Origin of the sequence: Actinosynnema sp. NPDC053489 (genome assembly GCF_044544865.1) — a bacterium.
In the GTDB taxonomy this organism is placed as follows: domain Bacteria; phylum Actinomycetota; class Actinomycetes; order Mycobacteriales; family Pseudonocardiaceae; genus Actinosynnema.
Map to the genome: position 1 here is coordinate 261,172 of NZ_JBITXT010000002.1, position 21,166 is coordinate 282,337.

23 protein-coding genes and 2 tRNA genes are annotated in these 21,166 nt (G+C 72.2%); 7 read left to right on the plus strand and 18 right to left on the minus strand.

Annotation, left to right across the window (positions count from 1 at the left end):
- Positions 1-49: 49 nt before the first annotated feature.
- Positions 50-1,219, minus strand: a complete 1,170-nt coding sequence (locus ACIGNX_RS04195; protein WP_396536136.1) for a nitric oxide synthase oxygenase — start codon at positions 1,217-1,219, stop codon at positions 50-52.
- Between the two features lie 171 nt (positions 1,220-1,390).
- The gene (locus ACIGNX_RS04200) at positions 1,391-2,521 is read right to left on the minus strand and encodes an FAD-dependent monooxygenase (RefSeq protein ID WP_396536138.1); all 1,131 of its coding nucleotides are present in this window, start codon (positions 2,519-2,521) and stop codon (positions 1,391-1,393) included.
- 65 nt (positions 2,522-2,586) lie between these two features.
- On the opposite strand from ACIGNX_RS04200, the gene ACIGNX_RS04205 reads away from it, so the two are divergent.
- Entirely contained in the window at positions 2,587-3,201 is a 615-nt protein-coding gene (locus ACIGNX_RS04205) for a TetR/AcrR family transcriptional regulator (protein WP_396536140.1), read from the plus strand.
- Between the two features lie 137 nt (positions 3,202-3,338).
- Positions 3,339-4,493, plus strand: coding sequence for a macrolide family glycosyltransferase (locus tag ACIGNX_RS04210; protein ID WP_396536142.1), 1,155 nt, complete (start codon positions 3,339-3,341; stop codon positions 4,491-4,493).
- A gap of 41 nt (positions 4,494-4,534) precedes the next feature.
- Here the strand turns inward: ACIGNX_RS04210 and ACIGNX_RS04215 are convergent, their stop codons facing one another.
- The 3 genes from ACIGNX_RS04215 to ACIGNX_RS04225 are packed head-to-tail and all read right to left on the minus strand — an operon-like array spanning position 4,535 to position 6,491.
- Positions 4,535-4,774, minus strand: a complete 240-nt coding sequence (locus ACIGNX_RS04215; RefSeq protein WP_396536144.1) for a helix-turn-helix transcriptional regulator — start codon at positions 4,772-4,774, stop codon at positions 4,535-4,537.
- Complete coding sequence (locus ACIGNX_RS04220; protein ID WP_396536146.1) at positions 4,771-5,622, minus strand: ABC transporter permease; 852 nt, start codon at positions 5,620-5,622, stop codon at positions 4,771-4,773. The genes ACIGNX_RS04215 and ACIGNX_RS04220 overlap by 4 nt, the downstream gene beginning before the upstream one ends.
- Positions 5,619-6,491 carry an ABC transporter ATP-binding protein gene (locus ACIGNX_RS04225; RefSeq protein ID WP_396536982.1) on the minus strand — a complete coding sequence of 291 codons (873 nt, stop codon included), beginning with the start codon at positions 6,489-6,491 and terminating at the stop codon, positions 5,619-5,621. Before ACIGNX_RS04225 ends, ACIGNX_RS04220 begins: the two co-directional genes overlap by 4 nt.
- A gap of 186 nt (positions 6,492-6,677) precedes the next feature.
- Here ACIGNX_RS04225 and ACIGNX_RS04230 point away from each other — a divergent pair, with 186 nt between their 5' ends.
- Both ACIGNX_RS04230 and ACIGNX_RS04235 read left to right on the plus strand, forming a co-directional pair.
- Positions 6,678-7,877: a cytochrome P450 gene (locus ACIGNX_RS04230; protein ID WP_396536148.1), complete on the plus strand. Its 1,200-nt coding sequence runs from the start codon at positions 6,678-6,680 to the stop codon at positions 7,875-7,877.
- A complete protein-coding gene (locus ACIGNX_RS04235) occupies positions 7,874-8,068 on the plus strand; it encodes a ferredoxin (RefSeq protein WP_396536150.1) in 195 nt (64 codons plus the stop codon). Before ACIGNX_RS04230 ends, ACIGNX_RS04235 begins: the two co-directional genes overlap by 4 nt.
- Before the next feature lie 70 nt (positions 8,069-8,138).
- Here ACIGNX_RS04235 and ACIGNX_RS04240 read toward each other — a convergent pair whose 3' ends face one another.
- The 5 genes from ACIGNX_RS04240 to ACIGNX_RS04260 form a co-directional block, all read right to left on the minus strand.
- Positions 8,139-8,486, minus strand: coding sequence for a type II toxin-antitoxin system PemK/MazF family toxin (locus ACIGNX_RS04240; protein WP_396536152.1), 348 nt, complete (start codon positions 8,484-8,486; stop codon positions 8,139-8,141).
- Positions 8,473-8,703, minus strand: a complete 231-nt coding sequence (locus ACIGNX_RS04245) for an antitoxin (protein WP_396536154.1) — start codon at positions 8,701-8,703, stop codon at positions 8,473-8,475. The genes ACIGNX_RS04240 and ACIGNX_RS04245 overlap by 14 nt, the downstream gene beginning before the upstream one ends.
- 124 nt (positions 8,704-8,827) lie before the next feature.
- The gene (locus tag ACIGNX_RS04250; RefSeq protein ID WP_396536156.1) at positions 8,828-9,793 is read right to left on the minus strand and encodes an LLM class flavin-dependent oxidoreductase; all 966 of its coding nucleotides are present in this window, start codon (positions 9,791-9,793) and stop codon (positions 8,828-8,830) included.
- 216 nt (positions 9,794-10,009) lie between these two features.
- Entirely contained in the window at positions 10,010-11,470 is a 1,461-nt protein-coding gene (locus ACIGNX_RS04255; protein WP_396536157.1) for an MFS transporter, read from the minus strand.
- A 147-nt stretch (positions 11,471-11,617) separates the two neighbouring features.
- Positions 11,618-12,679, minus strand: coding sequence for a sigma-70 family RNA polymerase sigma factor (locus ACIGNX_RS04260; protein WP_396536159.1), 1,062 nt, complete (start codon positions 12,677-12,679; stop codon positions 11,618-11,620).
- Positions 12,680-13,157: 478 nt separating this feature from the next.
- Here ACIGNX_RS04260 and ACIGNX_RS04265 point away from each other — a divergent pair, with 478 nt between their 5' ends.
- Complete coding sequence (locus ACIGNX_RS04265) at positions 13,158-13,550, plus strand: hypothetical protein (protein ID WP_396536161.1); 393 nt, start codon at positions 13,158-13,160, stop codon at positions 13,548-13,550.
- 63 nt (positions 13,551-13,613) lie between these two features.
- Here ACIGNX_RS04265 and ACIGNX_RS04270 read toward each other — a convergent pair.
- The 3 genes from ACIGNX_RS04270 to ACIGNX_RS04280 all read right to left on the minus strand — a co-directional run bounded on the left by ACIGNX_RS04270 (position 13,614) and on the right by ACIGNX_RS04280 (position 14,814).
- Positions 13,614-13,688, minus strand: a tRNA-Ile gene (locus ACIGNX_RS04270).
- Between the two features lie 86 nt (positions 13,689-13,774).
- Positions 13,775-14,620 (minus strand): oxygenase MpaB family protein, encoded by an 846-nt coding sequence (locus ACIGNX_RS04275; protein ID WP_396536163.1) that lies wholly within the window; start codon positions 14,618-14,620, stop codon positions 13,775-13,777.
- A gap of 122 nt (positions 14,621-14,742) precedes the next feature.
- Positions 14,743-14,814, minus strand: a tRNA-Asn gene (locus tag ACIGNX_RS04280).
- A gap of 138 nt (positions 14,815-14,952) precedes the next feature.
- Between ACIGNX_RS04280 and ACIGNX_RS04285 the strand changes: the two genes are divergently transcribed.
- Positions 14,953-15,183 (plus strand): hypothetical protein, encoded by a 231-nt coding sequence (locus tag ACIGNX_RS04285; protein ID WP_396536164.1) that lies wholly within the window; start codon positions 14,953-14,955, stop codon positions 15,181-15,183.
- Between the two features lie 48 nt (positions 15,184-15,231).
- Here ACIGNX_RS04285 and ACIGNX_RS04290 read toward each other — a convergent pair whose 3' ends face one another.
- The 3 genes from ACIGNX_RS04290 to dnaG are packed head-to-tail and all read right to left on the minus strand — an operon-like array spanning position 15,232 to position 18,430.
- Entirely contained in the window at positions 15,232-15,978 is a 747-nt protein-coding gene (locus ACIGNX_RS04290; protein WP_396536166.1) for a trans-aconitate 2-methyltransferase, read from the minus strand.
- 59 nt (positions 15,979-16,037) lie between these two features.
- Entirely contained in the window at positions 16,038-16,541 is a 504-nt protein-coding gene (locus ACIGNX_RS04295) for a hypothetical protein (RefSeq protein ID WP_396536168.1), read from the minus strand.
- Complete coding sequence (gene dnaG, locus ACIGNX_RS04300) at positions 16,541-18,430, minus strand: DNA primase (protein WP_396536170.1); 1,890 nt, start codon at positions 18,428-18,430, stop codon at positions 16,541-16,543. Before dnaG ends, ACIGNX_RS04295 begins: the two co-directional genes overlap by 1 nt.
- Positions 18,431-18,464: 34 nt before the next feature.
- Here dnaG and ACIGNX_RS04305 point away from each other — a divergent pair, with 34 nt between their 5' ends.
- Positions 18,465-19,379 carry a sigma-70 family RNA polymerase sigma factor gene (locus tag ACIGNX_RS04305; protein ID WP_396536172.1) on the plus strand — a complete coding sequence of 305 codons (915 nt, stop codon included), beginning with the start codon at positions 18,465-18,467 and terminating at the stop codon, positions 19,377-19,379.
- Here the strand turns inward: ACIGNX_RS04305 and ACIGNX_RS04310 are convergent.
- Both ACIGNX_RS04310 and ACIGNX_RS04315 read right to left on the minus strand, forming a co-directional pair.
- Positions 19,376-19,942: a carboxymuconolactone decarboxylase family protein gene (locus ACIGNX_RS04310; protein ID WP_396536174.1), complete on the minus strand. Its 567-nt coding sequence runs from the start codon at positions 19,940-19,942 to the stop codon at positions 19,376-19,378. The genes ACIGNX_RS04305 and ACIGNX_RS04310 overlap by 4 nt on opposite strands.
- Positions 19,943-20,003: 61 nt before the next feature.
- The gene (locus ACIGNX_RS04315; protein WP_396536176.1) at positions 20,004-21,050 is read right to left on the minus strand and encodes a serpin family protein; all 1,047 of its coding nucleotides are present in this window, start codon (positions 21,048-21,050) and stop codon (positions 20,004-20,006) included.
- Positions 21,051-21,166: the final 116 nt, after the last annotated feature.

The following is a 21,166-nucleotide window of genomic DNA, read 5'->3' on the forward strand; positions in this document are numbered from 1 at the left end:
GCCACACGCGGACTTTGACGTTAACCGTACATACGTCTTGCTGAGTTCCTCAGTGGATCACCGGGCACACGCCCCTGGTGTCGCCCGGGAAGAAGTTCGGCACCAGCTCCCGCTTGTCGTAGTAGCGGTGGAAGACGCTGGTGACGCCGCTGGACATCGGGGGCACGATCCACGTCCAGTCCGCCGGGCACGTCCGGCCCGCCGCCTCCTCCTTCTCGAGGTGCGTCAGGAACCGGTCGGACTCGGTGTGGTGGTCGGTGATGGTCACGCCGGCCTCCGCGAAGGAGTGCAGCACCGCCCGGTTCAGCTCGACCAGCACGCGGTCCTTCCACAGCGTCCGCACCGACGAGGTGTCCAGCCCCATCCGCCTGGCCAGGTACGGCAGCAGGTCGTACCGGTCGGTGTCGGCGAAGTTGCGCGCGCCGATCTCGGTGCCCATGTACCAGCCGTTGAACGGCGCGGCCGGGTAGTCGACGCCCCCGATGCGCAGCCGCATGTTGCTGATCGCGGGCACGGCGTGCCAGCGCAGGCCGAGGTCGGCGAGCCACGGCAGCTCGGGGTGGCCGATCGGGACCTCGAGCACCGCGTCGGGCGGCAGCTCGACCAGGGCCGGCTCGGCGTCCTCCCGTTCCACGACCAGCGGCAGCACGTCGAACGGCCCGCGCCGGGCGGGCGGGCGCCACCCCAGCTCCACCACCTTCGCGGTCAGCTCCGCGTTGCGCCGGTCGCCCAGCACGCCGCCGTCCGCGCCGACGTAGCCCGCGTAGCGGATCAGCTGCTCGTTGACGATCCTCGGCGCGGGCCTGCCCGGCTCGTCCGGGGCGAACACGCTGATCACCGGGCGGATCTTCCCGCCGTTGCCGGCGAGCTTGAGGTGCTCGACGCACTCGTCGGCGACCTCCTTGGGGTCGCGCAGCTCCCGCAGGTCGCGGACCTTGAGGCTGCGCCAGTAGAGCCGGCCGATGCAGCGCGCGCTGTTGCGCCACGCCACCCGTGCGCCGAAGGTCAGCTCCTCGGGCGTGTGGCGGTAGGTGCCGGTGGCGGCGACCTCGGCGTGCACCTCGGCGAGGCGGTGCTCCACCGGGCCCAGCTCGGGGTGCTCGGCGTGGTGCAGGCGCAGGAAGTCGTCGGCCTCGGCGAGGTCGACGGCGTCGGCGGTTCGGTCGTGCGGTTCGTGATCGGGGATGGCTTCAGCCGGACACGAGGGGACGGGGGCCATGGCGGCACACCGTAGTTGGCCGGCGACGACCGGCGCACCGCCGTGCCGGTCGTCGGGACACCGCAGCGCAGCGCTGTTGGTGTCGCTGGGTAAGGGCTTGATCGCGCAGGAGAGTGAGTCATCCTGCAAAAACGGGTGATATCGGATCGTTATTTAACGGAACCCCAGGGGCTAGTTGTGACTTACACCACAGCCGTTTTCGCCCCTATCGGGTGACAACGACGGTGGTGTCCACGCGAGGAACTTCGTGATCCCGCGCCTGCCGACCGACGCGGGCACCGCCCGCATCACGGCGTCGCGCACCGCCACGGCCACCGGGTTGCGCACCCGGTGCCCCACCCGGCCGAGCGCGCGCGACGCCCTCGCCATCGCCTGCGTGCGCGGGCGGCGGCGCCGGTCGTACTCGGCCAGCGCGGTCGGCACGTCACCGGCGCGGGCGCACGCGGCGGCCAGCACCACGGCGTCCTCGATCGCCATGCACGCGCCCTGGCCCAGGTAGGGGGTCATCGCGTGGGCCGCGTCGCCGAGCAGCGCCACCCGGCCGCGCACGTAGGTCGGCAGCGGCGCGGCCAGCTCGTGGAGGTCGTGCCGCAGCACGGTCCCCGGCGGCGTGGCGTCCAGCAGCGCCGGAATCGGGTCGTGCCACCCGGCGACGAGCCGGCGCACCTCCCCCAGCTCGTCCTCCGCCCGACCGCCCGCGGGCGCGACGACGGCCGCGTACCAGCACACCCGGCCGTCGCCCAGCGGCAGCACGCCGAACTCCACCCCGGGCCCGAGCGTCTGGCCGATCGCGAGGTCGCGCGGGAACCGGGCGGTGGTCACGCTGCGCCACGCCGTGGCCCCCGCGTACACCGGCCGGGGCATCCCCGGGAACAGCTCCCGCCGCACGGCGCTGCCGATGCCGTCGGCCCCGACGAGGTCCGCGTCCAGCTCGGCCACCGAGCGCACCTCGGTGCCGGTGACCAGGCACCGGTCCGGCAGCGCCGACCGCAGCACCCGGTGCAGGTCCGCCCGGTGCACGGCGACCACGCGCGTGGAGTCCGCCGGGTCGACGCGCGTCAGCGTGCGCCCCCTCGGGTCCAGGACGCGGCCCGTCACGCGGGGCGTGCCGATCCGCCGCACGTCGTCGGCCAGCCCGAGCACCTCCAACGCGCGCAGGGCGTTGGGCATCACGCCGATGCCCGCGCCCACCTCGCCGAACTCGGGCGCGCGTTCCAGCACCGAGACCTCCCAGCCGACCCGCCGCAGCGCCACCGCCGCGGCCACGCCGCCCAGGCCACCGCCCACCACGACCGCCTTCACCGCACCCACTCCTTCTACACCTGTAGAGATCTCGTACTCTACAGGTGTAGAAGGAAGGAGTCGCCGTGACGCAGCGCGTGACCGCGCTGGCCGACGCCGCGATCCACGTGGTGGCGACCAGGGGGATGCGCGGGCTGACCCACCGCGCCGTGGACGCGCGGGCGGGCGTGCCCCCGGGCTCGACCTCGGCCTACTTCCGCACCCGCAAGGCGCTGGTCGAGGGTGTCGTGCGGCGGCTCGCCGACCTCGATGACGCCGACCTCGACGACGCCGAGCCGAGCTACGCCGGGGTGGCGGTGGCCGGCGCGGACGTGCCGCCCGACCTCGACCGGCTCGCCGAGGCGGTCGCGCGCGTGCTCGACCACTGGATGAGCACCGCCCGGGAGCGCACCCTGGCCCGGTACGCGTGCCTGCTGGAGGCCACCCACCACCCAGAGCTGCGCGGGGTGCTGACCCACGGCGAACGGCCGCGGGCGCAGGCGCGGGCGCTGCTGGCGGCGCTGGGCGCGGAGGACCCGGAGCGGCAGGGCCGGGAGCTGGTGGCGTTCGTCGACGGCCTGGTGTTCGACCGGCTGGTGGGCGCGGGCGCGCTCGGCGCGCCGGCACCCGGCACGGCCGCGAGCCGGGCCGAGCTGGCGGCGGCGGTCCGCGCGGCGCTGCGGGGCGTGCTCGGAAAATGAGTCGCGGCCGCCACTACGGTTGGTCGCATGTGGGCGTTCCGGGTCTTCCACCTCTGAGCGAGGTCAGCCGTCCACCCCCACGCGCCACGCGTGACGGGGTTCTCGAGCCGACCCCTCGACCCATGCGGAGCAGACCCGTGTCACACATCGCCTTCCTCAACATCCCCGCCCACGGCCACGTCAACCCGACGCTGCCCGTGGTCACCGAGCTGGTGGCCCGCGGCCACCGCGTCAGCTACGCCGCGGCACCGGCCTTCGCGCCCCTCGTCGCCTCGGCGGGCGCCACGCCCGTGGTCCACCCGACCGGCCTGCCCGCCGAGGACCGCGAGTGGCCGACGGAGATGGCACCCGCCATGCACCTGTTCCTCGCCGAGGCCAAGGCCGTCCTGCCCGTGCTGGCGGCCGCGTACGCCGACGACCGGCCGGACCTGGTCGTCTACGACATCGGCGCGTGGACCGCGCGCCTGCTCGCCGCCCGCTGGGGCGTCCCGGCGATCCAGTTCTCCCCCACGTTCGTCGCCTACGAGGGCGTGGAGGAGGACCTGGCGCCCCTGTACGACCGGCCCGAGGTGGTGGCGTTCTTCGGCGAGCTGGACCGGTGGCTGGCCGCCGAGGGCTGCGCGATCCCCGGCCGCACGTACGTCGCCGACCCGGACCGGGCGGTGGTGGGCATCGCGCGGTCGTTCCAGCCCCGCCCCGAGTCGGTGCACCCGAAGTACGAGTTCGTCGGTCCCTGCCTGGGCGACCGGTCGGCGTTCCAGGGCACCTGGGCGCCTCCCGCGGGCGGTCGGCCGGTGCTGCTGGTGTCGTTCGGGTCGGCCTACACCAACGAGCCGGAGGTCTACCGGCGGTGCTTCGAGGCGTTCGGCGACCTCGACTGGCACGTGGTGACGAGCATCGGCAAGCACGTCGACCCGGCCGCGCTCGGCGTGCCGCCGGCCAACTTCGAGCTGCACCGGTGGGTGCCGCAGCTGGAGGTCCTGTCGCACGCCTCCGCGTTCATCACGCACTGCGGCATGGGCGGCACGATGGAGGGGCTGTACCACGGCGTGCCGATGGTCGGCCTGCCCGTGCTCGGCGAGCAGGCGATGAACGCGGCCCGCCTGGTCGAGCTCGGCGTCGGCAGGCACCTCGACCGGGCCACCGCCACCGCCGCCGACCTGCGGTCCGCCGTGCTCGACCTGGCGGGCGACCCGGACGTGGCCGCGCGGCTGGCCGCGCTCGCCGCCGAGGTCCGGGCGGCGGGCGGCACGAGCGCCGCGGCCGACGTGATCGAGGCCGGGCTGGGATGACGCGGAGGGGGCGGCGCGAGCGCGCCGCCCCCTCGGTCCGCCTACGCGGATCGCTCGCCGCTGCCCAACCGGGGGAACGGGTCGGTCGAGAACACGACCTCCACCGGCACCTCGAAGTACCGCGCGATGCGCAGCGCGAGGTGCAGGCTGGGGCTGTACTCGCCCCGCTCCAGGTAGCCCACGGTCTGGTAGTGGATGCCCAACGCCTCGGAGAGCTGCCGGCGTGACACACCCCGTTCCGCGCGCAGCATCGCGATCCGGTTGTAGACGCTTTCGCTCATCGCACCCTCTGCATCGCCGCCTGGCGGCGCTGCTCCATCTCCGCTCCGGACTCCCGGCGAGCCATCCGACGCAGGATCGTAGGCGCAAGCGCGAAGCCGACCACCGCCCACACCCCGAGCACGGCGACCATCTGCGGCAACCGCCACGTGCCGCCCAGCTCCGCGACCGCGGCCGAGTCCGGCAGCAGCGCCGCCCGGGCGCCGTGGCCGGCCCAGTACAGCGGGAACACCTGCGCCACCGCCCGCACCCAGCCGGGCATCGCGGTGATCGGGTAGAAGATGCCCGAGATCGCGGCGAGGCCCATCAGCGGCAGCATGGTCATGCCCATCGCGCCCGACGGGCTCTTGGTGATCGACCCGGCGACCGCGCCCCACGGCAGCACCGACGCCATGCCCAGCGCCAGCACCGCGAGCAGGCCCAGCACGTCCGGCACCGCCGCGTCCGCCAGCACGTTGACCAGGAACACGCCCGGCACCAGGACGACCAGCAGGCCGGACGCGGCGTCGAGCGCGGTGTGCACGGCCCGGCCGACCAGGTAGCCGACCATGCCGTGCGGCACCGCCTTGGCGCGCAGCAGCGTGCCGTCCTCCCGGTTGACCGCGAGCTGGCCCGCGGGCCCGATGAGGCTGCTGATCACCACCCCCATGCCGAGCATGCCGGGCAGGGTCAGCGCGGCGAGCGCCACGCCCGCCCCGTCGACGGGCGAGTCCCGCTGGAACCACAGCACGGTGAAGAAGCCGAGCGCGGTGAAGAGGTTGTACATCTGGTCCGAGCTGCCCAGCGAGTGGCGGAACTCGCGCAGCCCGCGGTCCACCCCCAGCCGGACGGCGTGCGTCGCGGTGCTCACAGCGCGGCCACCTCCTCGTCCTGCGCCCGACCGCCCTCGTGCCGCTGCACCAGGGCCATGTAGGTGTCCTCCAGCGTGCTGCGGCGCACCTCCAGCTCGGAGATGCCGGTGGCGTGCTGCCGGAGCAGCTCGCGCACGAACGACGTCGCGTCCTCCGCCGTGTGCACGTGCCGCAGGCCGTCGTGCGTCCAGCGGACCTCGGACTTGCCCGCGACCTGGCGGCCGAGCTGCTCGGGGCTGCCGTCGGCGATGATCCGGCCGCCCGCGAGCACCAGGATGCGGTCGGCCAGCCGCTCGGCCTCGGCCAGGTCGTGCGTGGTCAGCAGGATCGTCATGCCCTCCAGGTCCGACAGCCGGTGCACCAGGTCGTGGAAGTCCCGGCGCGCGTGCGGGTCGAACCCGGCCGTCGGCTCGTCCAGGAACAGCAGCTCCGGCTTGCCGACGATGCCGATCGCCACGTCCAGCCGCCGCCGCTGGCCGCCGGACAGGCGGCTGATCCGCTGGTGGGCGTGCGGCGCCAGCCCGACGGTCTCCATCAGCTCGTCGGTGTCGAACGGCCGCGACTGGCGTCGCGTGGCGTAGGGCGCGTAGTAGCGGCCGAGGTGGTGCAGCAGCTCCCGCACCTTCCACCGGCCGTGGTCGCGCCACGACTGGAGCACCACGCCGAGCCGCGCGCGCCAGGCCTCGTCGCCGGTGGCCGGGTCGACGCCCAGCACCCGGACGTGGCCGTCGGAGGGCAGCCGGAAGCCCTCCAGGATCTCGATCGTGGTGGTCTTGCCCGCGCCGTTGGGCCCGAGCAGCGCCACCACCTCGCCTTGGTCCGCGGTGAAGTCCACCCCGTGCAGCACGTCCGCCGTGCCGTAGCGCATCCGCAGATCGCGCACCTCGATGACCAAGGACCCCTCACCTCCCCTTGTCGGAGTCGTCGGGCATTTTGTAGCACACCTGCTATCAGTCGTACTACAGCCGTTCACTACGGCTTATTTACTTCACGGCTTCGTGAATCTTCTGTACGTTGCGAAGCAGGTCCCTTAACGCACTGGGAGGTGTGCGAGATGACCGAAACGCTGTACTCCGAGCTGCCCACGAAGCGCAGCACGGCGTTCGATCCGCCCGCGGAGTTGGGGTTGCTCCGCGAACGGGCCCCGATCAGCCGGATGAAGTTCCCCGACGGCCACCTGGGGTGGCTCGTGACCAGCTACGAGCTGGCGCGCGAGGTGCACGCGGACCGCCGGTTCAGCAGCCGGGTCGAGCTGCACCACTCGCCCCGGACGGTAGGGGGGCAGCCGATGACGAAGCGGCCGCCGGCCAAGCCGGGCATGTTCATCGGGATGGACGCGCCCGACCACACCCGGTACCGCAAGCTGCTCACCGGCCAGTTCACCGTGCGGCGGATGAACCAGCTCATGCCGCGCATCCAGGAGATCGTGGGCGAGCACCTGGCGGCCATGCGGGCGTCCGGCTCGCCCGTCGACCTGGTGGCGGACTTCGCGCTGCCGGTGCCGTCGCTGGTGATCTGCGAGCTGCTGGGCGTGCCGTACGCCGACCGGGAGACGTTCCAGCGGGACACCGCGCGGGTGCTGCGGCTCGACTCCACGTTCGAGGAGATCATGGCCGCGTTCGAGCGGTTGGAGCAGTTCGTGCTCCGGCTGACCCGGCGCAAGCACGACGAGCCGGGCGACGACATGCTGACCGGCCTGATCGCCACCGGCGAGCTGACCGACGAGGAAGTCGCCAACATGGGGCTGCTCCTGCTCGTCGCCGGTCACGAGACCACGGCGAACATGCTCGGCATCGGCACGTTGCTGCTCCTGCAGCACCCGGAGCAGGTCGCCGCGTTGCGGGCCGACCCGTCGTTGGTCGACGGCGCGGTCGAGGAGCTGATGCGGTACCTGACGATCATCCAGTTCGGCACGCTGCGCACCGCGCTGGAGGACGTGGAGGTGGGCGGTGTGGTGGTGCGGGCCGGCGAGTCGGTCTCGATCTCCGTGGCCGCCGCCAACCGCGACCCGGCTCGGTTCGAGCGCCCCGACGAGTTCGACATCCTCCGGTCCGCGATCGGGCACCTCGGGTTCGGCCACGGCGTGCACCAGTGCCTGGGCCAGCAGCTCGCGCGGATCGAGATGAGGGTCGGCTTCGCCTCGCTGTTCCGCGAGTTCCCGGACCTGAGGCTCGCGGTGCCGCTCGAGGAGGTCAGAATGCGGACCGACATGTCGATCTACGGCGTGCACGAGTTGCCGGTGGAGTTCTCGTGAAGATCGAAGTTGACCAGGACCGCTGCGCGGGGGCGGGCATGTGCGCGTTGACCGACCCCGAGGTGTTCGACCAGGACGAGGTGGACGGGACGGTGGTGCTGCTGCAACCGTCCCCGTCGGGCGAGCACGAGGAGGCGGTGCGGGAAGCGGCGCACCTGTGCCCGGCCGGCGCCATCCGCGTGCTGGGCTGACGTCGGGTCGCCGGGGCCGTTCGCGGACGGTCCCGGCGGCGCCGCGCCGACCCGGTGCCGGCGACGGCGCTCAGAGGGCCAGGTGCACGCGCAGGGCCTCGTCGAGCTGCTTGAGCACGGCCGGCGGCAGCCCGCCGATCCGGGCGCGGAGCCTGGCCGCGGCGACCGTGCGCACCTGCTCGGCCTGCGCCTTGGAGTCCGCGGCGAGCCCGCAGTCCTTCGCCGGCAGCAGCACTTGGAACGGGTACACCTTCGCGGTGTTGGAGGTGATGGGCACGACGGTCACCACACCCCGGCCGCCCCGCGTGGCGGCCCGGTTCGCCGCGTCGTTGCTCACGACCACGGCCGGGCGGACCTTGTTGGCCTCGGCGCCGCGCACCGGCTCCAGGTCCACCCAGTAGATGTCACCGCGGCGCATCGTGGACACCGTCCGGGGCGGTCACGTCCCACATGTCGGCGTCCCCCTCCGCTTCCCACTCCTCCCACGCGCTCGCGTAGGCGTTCTCCAGACCTGCCTCGCGCAGCAGCCCGATCGCCTGGTGGATCACCGACGACCGCGACGAGCTGCGGTGTTGCCGCAGGTAGTGATCAACGAACTCTACGTCCTCCTCCGGGAGGCTCACACTGATTTTCACACCCCCGATGCTACCTCCGGTACTACCGCGCCGACACCGCCCGGAGGGCGGGCCACCGCGTCCGATCCACCTCCGGCGCGTGGAGGTGGAGCGTGCGGTCGCCCGCCCCGTTGCGGCGCGACCGTCAGTCCACCTCGATCTCGTGGATGGCGGGCACCACGTTCTCGCCGATCGTCCGGAGCATGTCGTCGTAGTCGGTGAACGTGTTGATGCGCAGGATGATGTGCCGGCAGCCGGCATCGACGAACTCGCGCAGGTGCTCGACCAGGCCCTTCTCCGTGCCACCGAAGTAGTTCTGGTAGTTCGCCATGGTGGTCTGGGGCAGCTGGTAGTACCGGGTGGTGTACTCGTTGAGCGCCGCCTCGCCCGCCGCGGTGTCCTGGCCGATGTTGACGTTGATGTACATCGTCGGTCGGATCTCGTCGGGGTTGCGGCCGATGCTCCGCGCGTGCTCGCGGATCCGGTTCAGCGAGTGGCGGTAGCCCTCGGCGTCGATGTGCACCGGCATCCAGCCGTCGTACATCTCGGCCGTGCGCCGGACCGCCTTGGGCTTGCCGTTGCTGGCCAGGTAGATGCCGGGACCGCCCTTGGTCTGCGGCGGGCCCTGCTGCCGCAGCTCGTTCAGGTTGTAGTAGCGCCCCTTCAGGTCGCCCTCGCGGTCCTCCCACACCGTCTTGAACGCCCGCACCATCTCGTCCACGCGGGTGATCCGCTCGGTGTAGGACATGGGCACGAGGTCGCTCTCGTTGTTCACCGGCAGCGGCTCGCCCATGCCGAGGCCCATCTTCAGGCGGCCGTTGCTGAGCTGGTCGAGCGTCGTGATGGCGTGGGCGAGGGCCTTCGGCTCCCGCAGCACGGCCGTGAGCGCCGCCGTGCCGATGGTGACGTCCCGGGTCACCATGGCGATCGCACCCAGCAGGGACAACGGCTCCAGGCGGGGCCGGGTCACGAAGGAGTCGCCGACCCAGACCGAGTCGAACCCGAGTTCCTCCACCTTCTTCGCGAGGTTGATCAGCGGAGCCGCCGCGTCGGTCGGGTACAACATCGAATATTCTCGGACCGGCAGCGCGACACCAATTTCTGCGCTCACACCGTACCCCTCTCAAAAAGAATGCGGATTGGACGTCGCCACGTGACCACCAATTTTTATCACGCGGTTCGAACCCGAAGCTTCTTCTCGTGTGCCGATCTTTTTCGGCTGTAAGAGCGCAGCAGGCAACAGCAATAGCCACGAACGCCGGCCGCGTCCGCCGACGTTCGTGACTATTGAACCGCTGTGGTCCTCGTATTCGTTTGTGGCGCGCGATTACGCCTTTTCGGCCTGCGCGACCGGGGCGGCCGGCGCCGGTGCCGCCGACGCGGCGGCGGGAGCGGCGGCGGCGGGGGCGGGCTTGCGGCTCGGCATGCCGAGGCCGATGAGCATGCCGACGAAGGCGAGGATCGCGACCGCGGTCATCGAGCCCGAGAACCCGTCGGCGAACTCGGCCGACGTCGCGTAACCGCCGACCGCGCCGAACACGGCGACCGACACCGACGTGCCGAACACGCCGCCGAACATGCGCAGCATCATGAACACGCCGGACGCCTGGCCGATCTGCTGCGGCTGCACCGCGCTCACGACCGCCTTCTGCGCCGCGGGCATGGCCGCGGTGATGCCGACCGAGCCGATCACCAGCGCGGGCAGGATCTCCAGGTAGGAGGTGTCGGTGTCGATCGCGATCGACATCCACGCCATGCTGATCGCCTGCAGGAACAGGCCGCCGACGACGAACTTGCGCTCACCGACCTTGTCGACCAGCCGGCCCGCGATCGGCGCGCACACCATCAGCGTGCCGGTCCACGGCATCAGCATCAGGCCGGCCACCAGCGGGCCGTGGCCCTTGACCAGCTGGAAGTACTGCGCGAGGAAGAACATCGTGCCGTACAGCGAGGCGAACACCAGGAAGTTCGCCGGGTTGGCGGTGGAGAACGCCCGCAGCTTGAAGAAGGCCATCGGGACCATCGGGCGCGGCGTGCGCTTCTCGTACAGCACGAACGCGATCATGAGCACGACGCCGACCACGATCGAGGCGACGACCTCGACGCTGCCCCAGCCCGCCGCGTTGCCGCGCACGAGGGCCCAGATGATGCCGAACGCGCCCAGGGTCACCAGGACCAGGCCGCCCAGGTCGAGCTTGTTGTTCGGGCCGGTGCTCTCGTCGACCTTCGAGGAGGCGAGCACGATCGCGACGATGCCGATCGGCAGGTTCAGCCAGAAGATCCACTGCCAGGCCAGGCCCTGCGCGATCGCGCCGCCGATGAAGGGGCCGCTCAACGTGGCCAGACCGGTGAGGCCCAGGTAGAGGCCCATCGCCTTGCCGCGCGTCTGCGGCGGGAACACCGCGGTGATCAGCGTGAGCGACAGCGGCAGCACCATCGCCGCACCCGCGCCCTGGAACGCCCGGGAGACGATCAGGAACACGATGTTCGGGGCCAGCGCACAGGCCACCGACGCCAGCGTGAACAACGCCAGACCGGTGTTGAACATCTTGCGGCGGCCGAATCGGTCACCCAGCGCCGCGCCGGTCAGCAGCAATACCGCGAACGTCAGGTTGTACGCGTTGACAACCCATTCGAGCTGTTCGATGGACGCCGTCAGATCCGCGCGGATCGTGCTCAGCGTGGTGGTCACGACGAGGCTGTCCAGGGCCATCATGAACGACGCCAGTGAGGCGAGCCCCAATGTCCATGCCTGCTTGGACGTCATCCGTCCCGTTTCGGTACTCACCGTTCTCCTTCGGTTCACTTCGTCGATAAAAGAGCAGGCAGGTGCCGTGGACGAGTGCCACAGCCTTGCCGTTCCATTCCAGGCATGACCGGTCGCATGCGTTCCTGGACGTGCTGTCGGATTACTCGCGCGACGGACCCGCGGTCGTCAGGCGCGCAGCGACCGGGGTAGTCCGAAGATCGGCAGGAGCGAGTTGTCGTGGAACCGGGTCAACCCGGTGATCAGCTTCCCGGTCAGGGTCAGCACCAGCACGCCGTGCGCGTGCAGGATCGGCGTGCGCGGGTCGCGCAGGTAGCAGCCGAACGCCGGCTGGCCGTTGGCCCGCGTCGGGATGAGCACGTGCCGCATCCCGTCGCGCAGCGCCACCGTGGCCAGGAAGTGACGGATCGCGTCGTGTCCCTGGTACTCCAGCGGCAGCGGCGGCATGGTGAGCCGCGCGTTGTTCGTCAGCAGGTCGACGATCGCGTCGACGTCACCGGCCTGGAAGGCGCGGGCGAAGTCGTCGACGATCCGGCGTTCCAGCGGCGAGTTGGGCAGCGGGGCGCTGTCGCGGTCCGCTCCGGGCAGTTCCTGCGCGAGCGCGCCCCGGGCCCGCTTCAACGCGCTGGTCACCGCGTTCTCGCTGGTGTCGAGGATGGTCGCGACCTCGGCGGCCCGGAACCCCAGGACGTCCCGCAGCACCAGCACGGCCCGCTGCTTGGGCGGCAGCTGCTGCAGGGCGGTCAGGAAGGCCAGCGACACGGACTCCCGGACCTCGTACCGCGCCTCCGGCCCCGGCAGGTCGTCGGCGATCTCGTCGAGCAGCGCGTCGGGGTACGGCTCCAGCCAGCTCGGCTCCGCTCGGCGGTGAGATGGCTCGGGCAACGGGACCTCCGGTTGGTAGGCCGCATGGTCGTTCGGACGACGGGTCCCGGCCCGCAGTGCGTTGAGACAGCGGTTGGTGGCGATTCGGTAGAGCCACGTCCGCACCGAGGCCCGCTCCTCGTACCCGCCGATGCCGCGCCACGCCGCCAGCAGCGTCTCCTGCAACAGGTCCTCGGCGTCCTGCACCGAGCCGAGGATGCGGTAGCAGTGCACCTGCAGCTCCCGCCGGTAGGGCTCCACGAGCCCCCGGAACGCCTCCCCGTCACCCCCGCGCGCCAGCGCGAGCAGCTCCTCGGCCGAGCGCTGGGCGCGGTCGGCTCCCCCGGCCGGCGGGATTGCTCGCATGGTGGCTCCTTCTTGTCCCTGTGTTCGCCGCCCGCCGCTCGTCGAGGTTCACGGGTCGCGCGGGTGGCGTCGGATCGGTGGTGCGGCCGTCGGGAGTGCGACGGCGTGGGGTCGGCGCGGGCCTGGTGGGCGCGCGGGTCGTTGCTCTCGGGTCGTTGCTCTCGGAAGGGCTGACACCGCGGAACCGCGAAACTGGTCGCTCAACCCTGGAATTTCCCGACCGCTCGCTCCGCCAGTACCCGGTTGATCGTCGTTATCGCAGGTCAGCGGCCTGATCGCCGTGCGTCGACCCGTCCCTCGACAACTTCGGACCGAAGCAACCCGGCACCGCGCGGCTGCCCGAACACCACCGAGTCGCCGTCTGGTCACCGCCGCGCCGGCCCGACAGGGTGAGCGGTGTGCCCGTCCGACGGGGGCGTCCGCTTGCCCTGACGCCCTGCACCGGCGTCCACCGATGCGCGCTGTCGAGGAGGAGCCCATGAGGACCCGCTTAGCCGTGCTGCTGGGCGCCGTCGCCGCCCTCACCGCCTGCTCGACCCCGTCGCCCGCGGGTCAGGCCGGCAGCACCACCGCGCCGATCACCAGCCGCGAGGCCACGACGGCGCCCGTCCCGACCACGGGGACCCGCCCCTCTCCCAAGGCCACCAAGACGTGCACCGTCCCGGCCGTGGTGGGCATGGTCCACCAGACCGCGCAGGACACCATGCAAGCCGCCGGTCTCTACAGGCTGCGCGAGGAGGACGCCACGGGCCGGGGCCGCCTCCTGGTGATCGACCGCAACTGGATCACCACCGCCCAGAGCGTGGCCGCCGGGGAGGTCGTCGACTGCGACACGGAGATCCTGCTCAGCGCGAAGAAGACCGACGAATGACCCGACCGCTCCGGCCGGACCGCCTCCGGTGGATCCCCACCGGGGCTCGGGCTGATCGACGAGTAGGGCGGGTGGGGTTCGAACCCACGACCTGACGGATTATGAGTCCGCTGCTCTGACCGGCTGAGCTACCGCCCCCTGACGTGCGGTTCCGCAGGGTACAGAGGGGGACGGCCCCGCGTCTCGACAACCCGGGCGGCGTGACCAAGCTGTGCACTCGTGGACTACGGGGCTCCGAGGTCGGACGGCCGGTAGCCCGTCGGGTAGCCCGGGTAGGTGCGGTTCTTCGGGTCGTTGGTCAGGCGTGGTGTCCTGCGCGGCGGGAGGAGGCGGACGGCGGCGGCCCTCAGGCGCAGCGCCAGGTCGGCGGTCCGGGTCAGCCACGGCGGCTGGGACGGGAAGCCGAACGCCCGCAGCATCGGCTCGTCCAGCATCGCCAGCACCGCCCTGGCCGTGATCGCGCGCGGCAGGGGGTACCAGGAGCAGAACAGGTCCAGCGTGTACCGGCCGATCGCCCGGTTCGTGTCGCTGTAGGTGAACCTCTCCCGCTCGTACTCCCGCTTGAACGCCCGGTACTCCTCGTAGGTCGGTGGCAGCTCCTTGATGCCCATCCGGACGCCCACGGCCGAGTAGAAGTGGAACGCGGCCAGCCGCTCGTGGTCGGTCAACGGCCGCCAGCCGTACCGGGTGATCCACTCGATCGGGTCGAAGATGAACGTCGACAGCACGTACCGCATGTCGTCGGCGGCGATGTCGTACCGCCCGTGCAGCCGGTTCACCACGCGCAACGCCTCACGGCCCCGCGGCGAGTCGTACCCGTGCTCCACCAGCTCGGCCATCAGCAGCGCGGTGTCGTCGTACCGCTGCTGCGGCCTGCGCTCGAACTCGCCCGTCTTCGCCAGCAGGGCCGAGATCGACGGCACGCAGTACGTGCGGAACAAGGCGAACTCCAGCGACCTCACGTAGTCCCACGGGAACTCGTACCCGGAGGAGATGCGCAGGATCTCCACGTGGTCGCGCTCCGGGTCCAGGGACGTGATCCGGCGGCGGTTGGCGAAGCGGTCGGCCATGCGGCCCAGCCTGCCGCAAGAAAGGCGGCCCGAAGGGGTGACAAACGGGTGACTCGCGGGTACCCCCGCCCCATGAGACGACAGAAACCCCAGGCCCGTTGCGGACCTGGGGTGCCATCGTGCTCCCCCTACTGGATTCGAACCAGTAACCCTTCGATTAACAGTCGAATGCTCTGCCATTGAGCTAAGGGGGAATGTTCTGTTGTGGGTCGGGCCTCCCGGCCCGACAGGACGTAACTCTAGCGCATCAGCGACAGTGCTCGCGCACACCCCCCTCCTCATGGGGTAGGAAGGGGTGTGACCAGGCACGATCTCCAGGAGAGGACCACCTCATGAAGGGCATCCTGCTCGGCGCCGCCGTCGGCTACGTCCTAGGGGCGCGCGCCGGACGCCAGCGCTACGACCAGATCGTGCGCGCCTACCGCTCGCTGGCCGACCACCCCGCAGTCCAGGGCGCGGCCGGCATCGTGCGCGCCAAGGTGGGCGAGAAGACGGGCTTCGCCCGGCGCCAGCCGACCAACTCGAACGGCCACCGGCGCGACCCCGTCATCCCGCGCGCGTGACCCGCTCGTCGAGGCCGCCCCGGGCACCCCGGGGCGGCCTCGGCGCGTTCACGGCACCCGCGCCACCGCGAACACCCGGCGGAACGGGAACCAGGTCGTGCCGTCCGCCCGCCGCGGGTACGCCTCGCGCAGCAGCGGCGCCAACTGCTCCCGGAACGCGGCCCACCGCTCGTCGTCCAGCGCCGCCCGGATCGGCCGCAACGCGGTCCCGGTGATCCACTCCAGCACGGCGTCCTCCCCCTCCAGCCGTTGCAGGTAGGTCGTCTCCCAGGCGTCGACGGCGCAGCCGTCGAGCACCTCGACGTACCCCCGCGGGTCCAGCACCGGTGACGCCCGCGGGATTCCGCGCAGCTCCGGCCACGACGACTCGACCAGCGACCGCACCAGCTCGTGGGACGGCCCGGAGAAGTTGCCCGGCACCTGCAGCGCGAGCCACGCGCCGGACGGCAGGGCCCGCGCCCACCCCCGCAGCAGCTCCTCGTGCCCCGGCACCCACTGCAGCACCGCGTTGGTCACCACCACGTCGGTGTCGGGCCCCGGCTCCCACGAGGCCACGTCGCCGACCCGCGCGTCGACCCCGCGCTCCCGCGCCGCCGAGACCATCTCCGGCGACGAGTCCAGCGCCTCCACCACCGCCGAGGGCCACCGCCGGGCCAACGTGGCCGTCAGGGTGCCCGGACCGCAGCCCAGGTCGACCACCCGCCGCGGCGACGTCGCGCCGACGCGGGCCACCAGCTCGTGGAACGGCCGCGACCGGTGGTCGGCGAAGGCGAGGTACTTGCCCGGATCCCACATGCGCACACCCCAAGTAGCAGTACGGACGTACTGCTACAGTACGCGCGTACTGCTAGGAGTCAACCGCGCAGTTTCGCGATCTTCGCCGCGACCGACGCGGCCACCTCGCGCACCCGGTCCACGTCCACCCCGGGATCCGGCCGCACCTGCAGCACCACCCCGTCGCGCCCGGCGACCTTGCGCTGCACGAACCACGCGCCGACCGTCGCGTTGTGCTCCCGCGACTTGATCGACCCGGTCACGCGCTCGTGCACGGCCTCCGGCACCCTGCCCGGCGACTCCAGCGGGAACCGCTGGGCCGGCAGGTCGCGCAGCACCACGGCCGCGCCCGCCGTGCCGTCCTCGACCGCCTCGACGACCGCCAGCGCGTTCCCGCTCCACGTCGCCTTGCTGATCAGGTGCCACCCGACCCGGCGCGGACCGGGCAGCCACAGCCCGTGCGACGTCGCCACGAGCCACTCGCCGCCGACCGGCGCCGACGCCAGCACGTTCTCGTCGGCGTCCAGCGACCCGGTGAACCCCTCGGGCGCGCCCGAGCCGAAAACCCTCCGGAACAGCCCCATCACAGCCCGCCCACCGCTTGTTGGCCCAGCGCCTTGTGGTAGTCCTCCAGCGCGATGAGGTCGCCGAACAGGGCCCGGTACTCGTCGGGCTCCTCGATCGGCGACACGCGCCGCAGCCGGGACTTGATCTCGGTGATCTGCCCGGCCACCAGGATCTGCTGCAACCGCGCCAGCACGCTCTGCACGTACCGGTACTCGTCCTCGGCCTTGACCCGCAGCGGCTCGACGGACAGCTCCGTCAGCACCGACCGCACGGACTGCTGCCGGCACGCCTGCGACACCGCGTCCAGGAACGCGGGCCCGGACAGCCCGGACGACGCGCCTCCCGCCTCCCGGACCGCCTGGTGCAGCGCCAGGTACGCGGGGTGCGTGAACGCCTCGTCGGGCAGCGAGTCGTAGTACGGCCCGGCCATCTCGGGCAGCTGCAACGCCGCCTTCAACGCCTCCCGCTGCGCCCACAGCGCCGGGTCGCGCGGGTCCGGGCGCGGCGGGCCGTCGACGTCCACGGCGAGCGCGCCCTGGTTCGGGTCCGCCAGCGGCGCGCGCCGCGCGGGCGCCCGGCCGGTGGCCGTCTCCCGCACCCGGCGCACCACGGCCGACTCGTCCTCCCAGCCGACCCACCACGCCAGCCGGGTCGCGTAGCCGTCCCGCTTGGCCCGGTCCTTGATCTGCGCCACGAACGGCACCATCGTCTTCAACGCCTCGACCCGGCCGTCCACCGAGTCGAGGTCGTAGTCCTTCAGCCGCGTCCTGATCGCGAACTCGAACAGCGGCGTGCGGCGGGCCACCAGGTCGCGCACGGCCACGTCGCCCTTGACCTGCCGCAGCTCGCACGGGTCCATGCCGTCCGGCGCGATCGCGATGTAGGTCTGCGCGGAGAACGCCTGCTCGCCCTCGAACGCCTTCAGCGCCGCCTTCTGCCCCGCCGCGTCGCCGTCGAAGGTGAAGATCACCTCGCCGTTGAGCGAGTCGTCGATCAGCAGCCGCCGCAGCACGTTCATGTGCTCCGCGCCGAACGCCGTGCCGCAGGACGCGACCGCCGTGGGCACGCCGGCCAGGTGCATGGCCATCACGTCGGTGTAGCCCTCGACCACCACGGCCTGCCTGCGCTTGGCGATCTCCCGCTTGGCCAGGTCCAGCCCGAACAGCACCTGCGACTTCTTGTAGATCGGGCTCTCGCTGGTGTTGAGGTACTTGGCCTGGATCGGGTCGTCGTCGAAGATCCGGCGCGCGCCGAAGCCGACGACGTCGCCGCCCATGTCCCGGATCGGCCACAGCAGCCTGCGGTGGAACCGGTCAATCGGGCCCTGCCTGCCCTCCTTGGTCAGCTGGGCCTTGATCAGCTCGGTCAGCTCGAACCCGCGCCCGAGCAGGTGCTTGGTGAGCCGGTCCCAGCCGGCGGGCGCGAAACCGCAGCCGAACTGCCGGGCCGCGGCCTCGTCGAAGCCGCGTTGCGCCAGGAACTCCCGGGCGGCCAGCGCCTCGGGCGTGGCCAGCTGCTCGGCGTAGAACTCGGCGGCCGCGCGGTGGGCCTCGATGAGCCTGCTGCGGGTGCCGCGGTCGCGCTGGACGGTCGCGCCGCCGCCCTCGTAGGTGAGCTGGATGCCGGCGCGGTCGGCCAGCCGCTCGACGGCCTCCACGAACCCGAGGTGCTCGACCTTCATCACGAACGCGATGACGTCGCCGCCCTCGCCGCAGCCGAAGCAGTGGAACGTGCCGTGCGTGGGCCGGACGTTGAACGACGGCGACTTCTCGTCGTGGAACGGGCACAGGCCCTTCAACGCGCCCCCGCCGGCCCGGCGCAGCGAGACGTGGTCGCCCACCACCTCGTCGATCCGGCTCCGGTCGCGCACCAGTGCGATGTCGCTCTCCCGGATGCGTCCTGCCACGTCGAGCGAGTCTAGTGCCGGCAGACTGGTGCCCGTGACGGCAGGCGAGCAGACCCTGGCGGCCGAGCGCGGCCTGGCCACGACCTTCACCGGTCACCGGTCGCACCTGATCGGGGTGGCCTACCGGCTCACCGGCAGCGTCGCCGACGCCGAGGACGCGGTGCAGGAGGCGTGGCTGCGGCTGACCGGCCTCACCGAGCAGGGCCGCGCGGAGATCCGCGACCTGCGCGGCTGGCTCACGACCGTGGTGGGCCGGATCTGCCTGGACCGGCTGCGGTCGGCGACCGCGCGGCGGGAGAGCTACGTCGGGCAGTGGCTGCCCGAGCCCCTGGTGACCTCGGGCGAGGGCGACCCGCTGGACTCGGTGGTGCGCGACGACGGCGTGCGCATGGCGGCGCTGGTCGTGCTGGACCGGCTCACGCCCGAGCAGCGGGTGGCGTTCGTGCTGCACGACGCGTTCGACGTGCCGTTCGCCGAGATCGCCGACGCGCTGGGCTGCACGGTCGCCACCGCGCGCCAGCACGCGTCGCGGGGCAGGCGTGCCGCGGCCGACGCCGACCCGCCGCCGCGGGTGGCGCTGGACGAGCAGCGCGAGGTGCTCGAACGGTTCCTGCACGCCCTGGCCAGCGGGGACGTCGACGCGGTGATCGGCCTGCTGCACCCGGACGTGGTGCTGGTCGGCGACGGCGGCGGCAAGGCCAGGACGGCGTTCAACGTGGTCAGCGGCCCGGACAAGGTCGCGCGGCTGGTGCTGGGCCTGCTGCGGCGCTACGGCGCGGTCGAGGGCGAGCCGGTGCTGGTCAACGGCGACGTCGGCCTGGTGTTCGCGGCGCAGGGCGAGCTGACGGCCCGGGTCAGCGCGATCGTGGTGCGCGACGGCAGGGTGGCCGGCCTGTACGACGTGTCGAACCCGGACAAGCTCGGCCACGTGCCGTTCCCGTCGCGCTAGGGCATCGGCACCCGGCAGGCGTCGCCGGAGGTGAAGCCCTGGTCGGTGATGCCGAACGCCGAGTTGAACCGGCCGCGGTGGTTCTCCAGCGCGATGAGGTAAGTCAGCTCGACCAGGCCCTCGTGCCCCAGCCGCCGGTCGAGCTCGGCCACCTGCTCGTCGGTGACGGCGGTGGGCGTCTCGGTCATCGCGTCGGCGTAGGCGAGGGCCAGCTTCTCCAGCCCGGTGTACTTGTCCGAGGTCCGGTAGTCGTGGATCTCCTTGAGCCGGTCCACGTCCAGGCCCTCGTGCTTGATCAGCATGGTGCCGAAGTCGACGCACCACGAGCAGCCCAGCCTCACCGCGGTCAGGTAGACCACCAGCTCGCGCAGCGACACGGGCAGCGCTCGGGCGGCCTTCTCCACCACCACCTCGTGCCGGGCGCTCGCGACGAACAACCGGCGGTGGTGCGCGGCCACCGCGAACGGCTCCGGCACCGCGCCGAACCGCTTGCGGGCGAACCGGTAGGCCAGCTTCACCAGCGGGTTGGCCTTGGCGGTCGTGACGACGGGAATCCTGGGCATGGCCCCTCCTCGGTGCGGGTCTACCCGGTGGACGAGGTGGGGGCGCGGGACGTGACAGGGGTCAGGGGCGGGCCACCTGGGCCAGGAAGAACACCGCGCCGGTGTCGACGTGCCGGACCAGCAGGAGGTACGGCCGGTCGACGCGGACCGTGCGGGCGGGCTCGGCGGGGATGAACGAGGTCAGGCGCATCACCACGGCGGTCGCCGCCGCGCCCTCGAAGCCCTGCTCGTCCAACCGCAGCACGGCCTCGTGCACCACGTCGTCGACGTACAGCCGCGGGTCGGGGGTCAGCCCGCCGAAGTCGGCCTGCCTGGTGAACATCGCGCGCACGCCGACCCGCCGCAGCGCCTCGGCGAGCGAGGCGTTCACGGTCAGGTCCAGCCGGGGCAGGAACAGCTCGACCCGCTCGCGCTCCAGCGCCTCCAGCACGGCGGGCACGCCCTCCGTGCCGCCCAGGTCGCCGTCGGGCAGCAGCACGACCGCCTCGACACCGCCGCGCGCGGGCAGTGCCACGGCCTCCCAGCCGTCGCGGTGGGCGTACCGCAGGTCGCCCTCCCGGCGCATGGTGGGGACGTCGCTGACACCGCGGAACGGCCGGTCGGCGGTGTCGTGCTCCGGGAACTCCTCGCGCCAGGCGCACTTCAGGTACAGCGCGTTGACCAGCGTGGCCACCGTGTCGGACGTGATCGCGCCGGCGGCGAGCAGCTCGGGGACCAACCCGCGGGTCGTCTCGGCCACGTCGGCGTTGATCAGCTCCCGGGCGCCCTCCGGGTCCTCGGCGAACGGGGCCGAGCGCGCCTTCCCACCCGGCCACCCCGCGAGTTCGGCCAGGAACGCGTCCTCGATCGGCAGCCGGTCCCAGGCCCAGAGGGTGTTGGCGACGGCGAACTCGGCGTCGTCGCCGACCACCGCGTTCTTGATCACGTCGGCGTGGTCCTCGCCGAGCAGCGCGACCAGCTCCTCCCTGGTCCCCCCACGCGCCGCGCGCGCCGTCATGCCGAGCGCCGCGGCCACCGAGTACGGCGACCAGCAGGCGTTGCGCGCGCGGTCGGGCGCGACGGCGTCGTGGAGGGTCAGGGCGAACGTCAGGTGCGTTCGATCAGGCACAGGGTCTCCTTGACCGCTATGGGGTCGTCAGGGACGGGGCGTTCGCCCGCGCCGCTCACGGGTCCGAACGGCTTGGGGTGACGCGGTTCGCGCACCCCGGCGGACCCGTCGTCGGG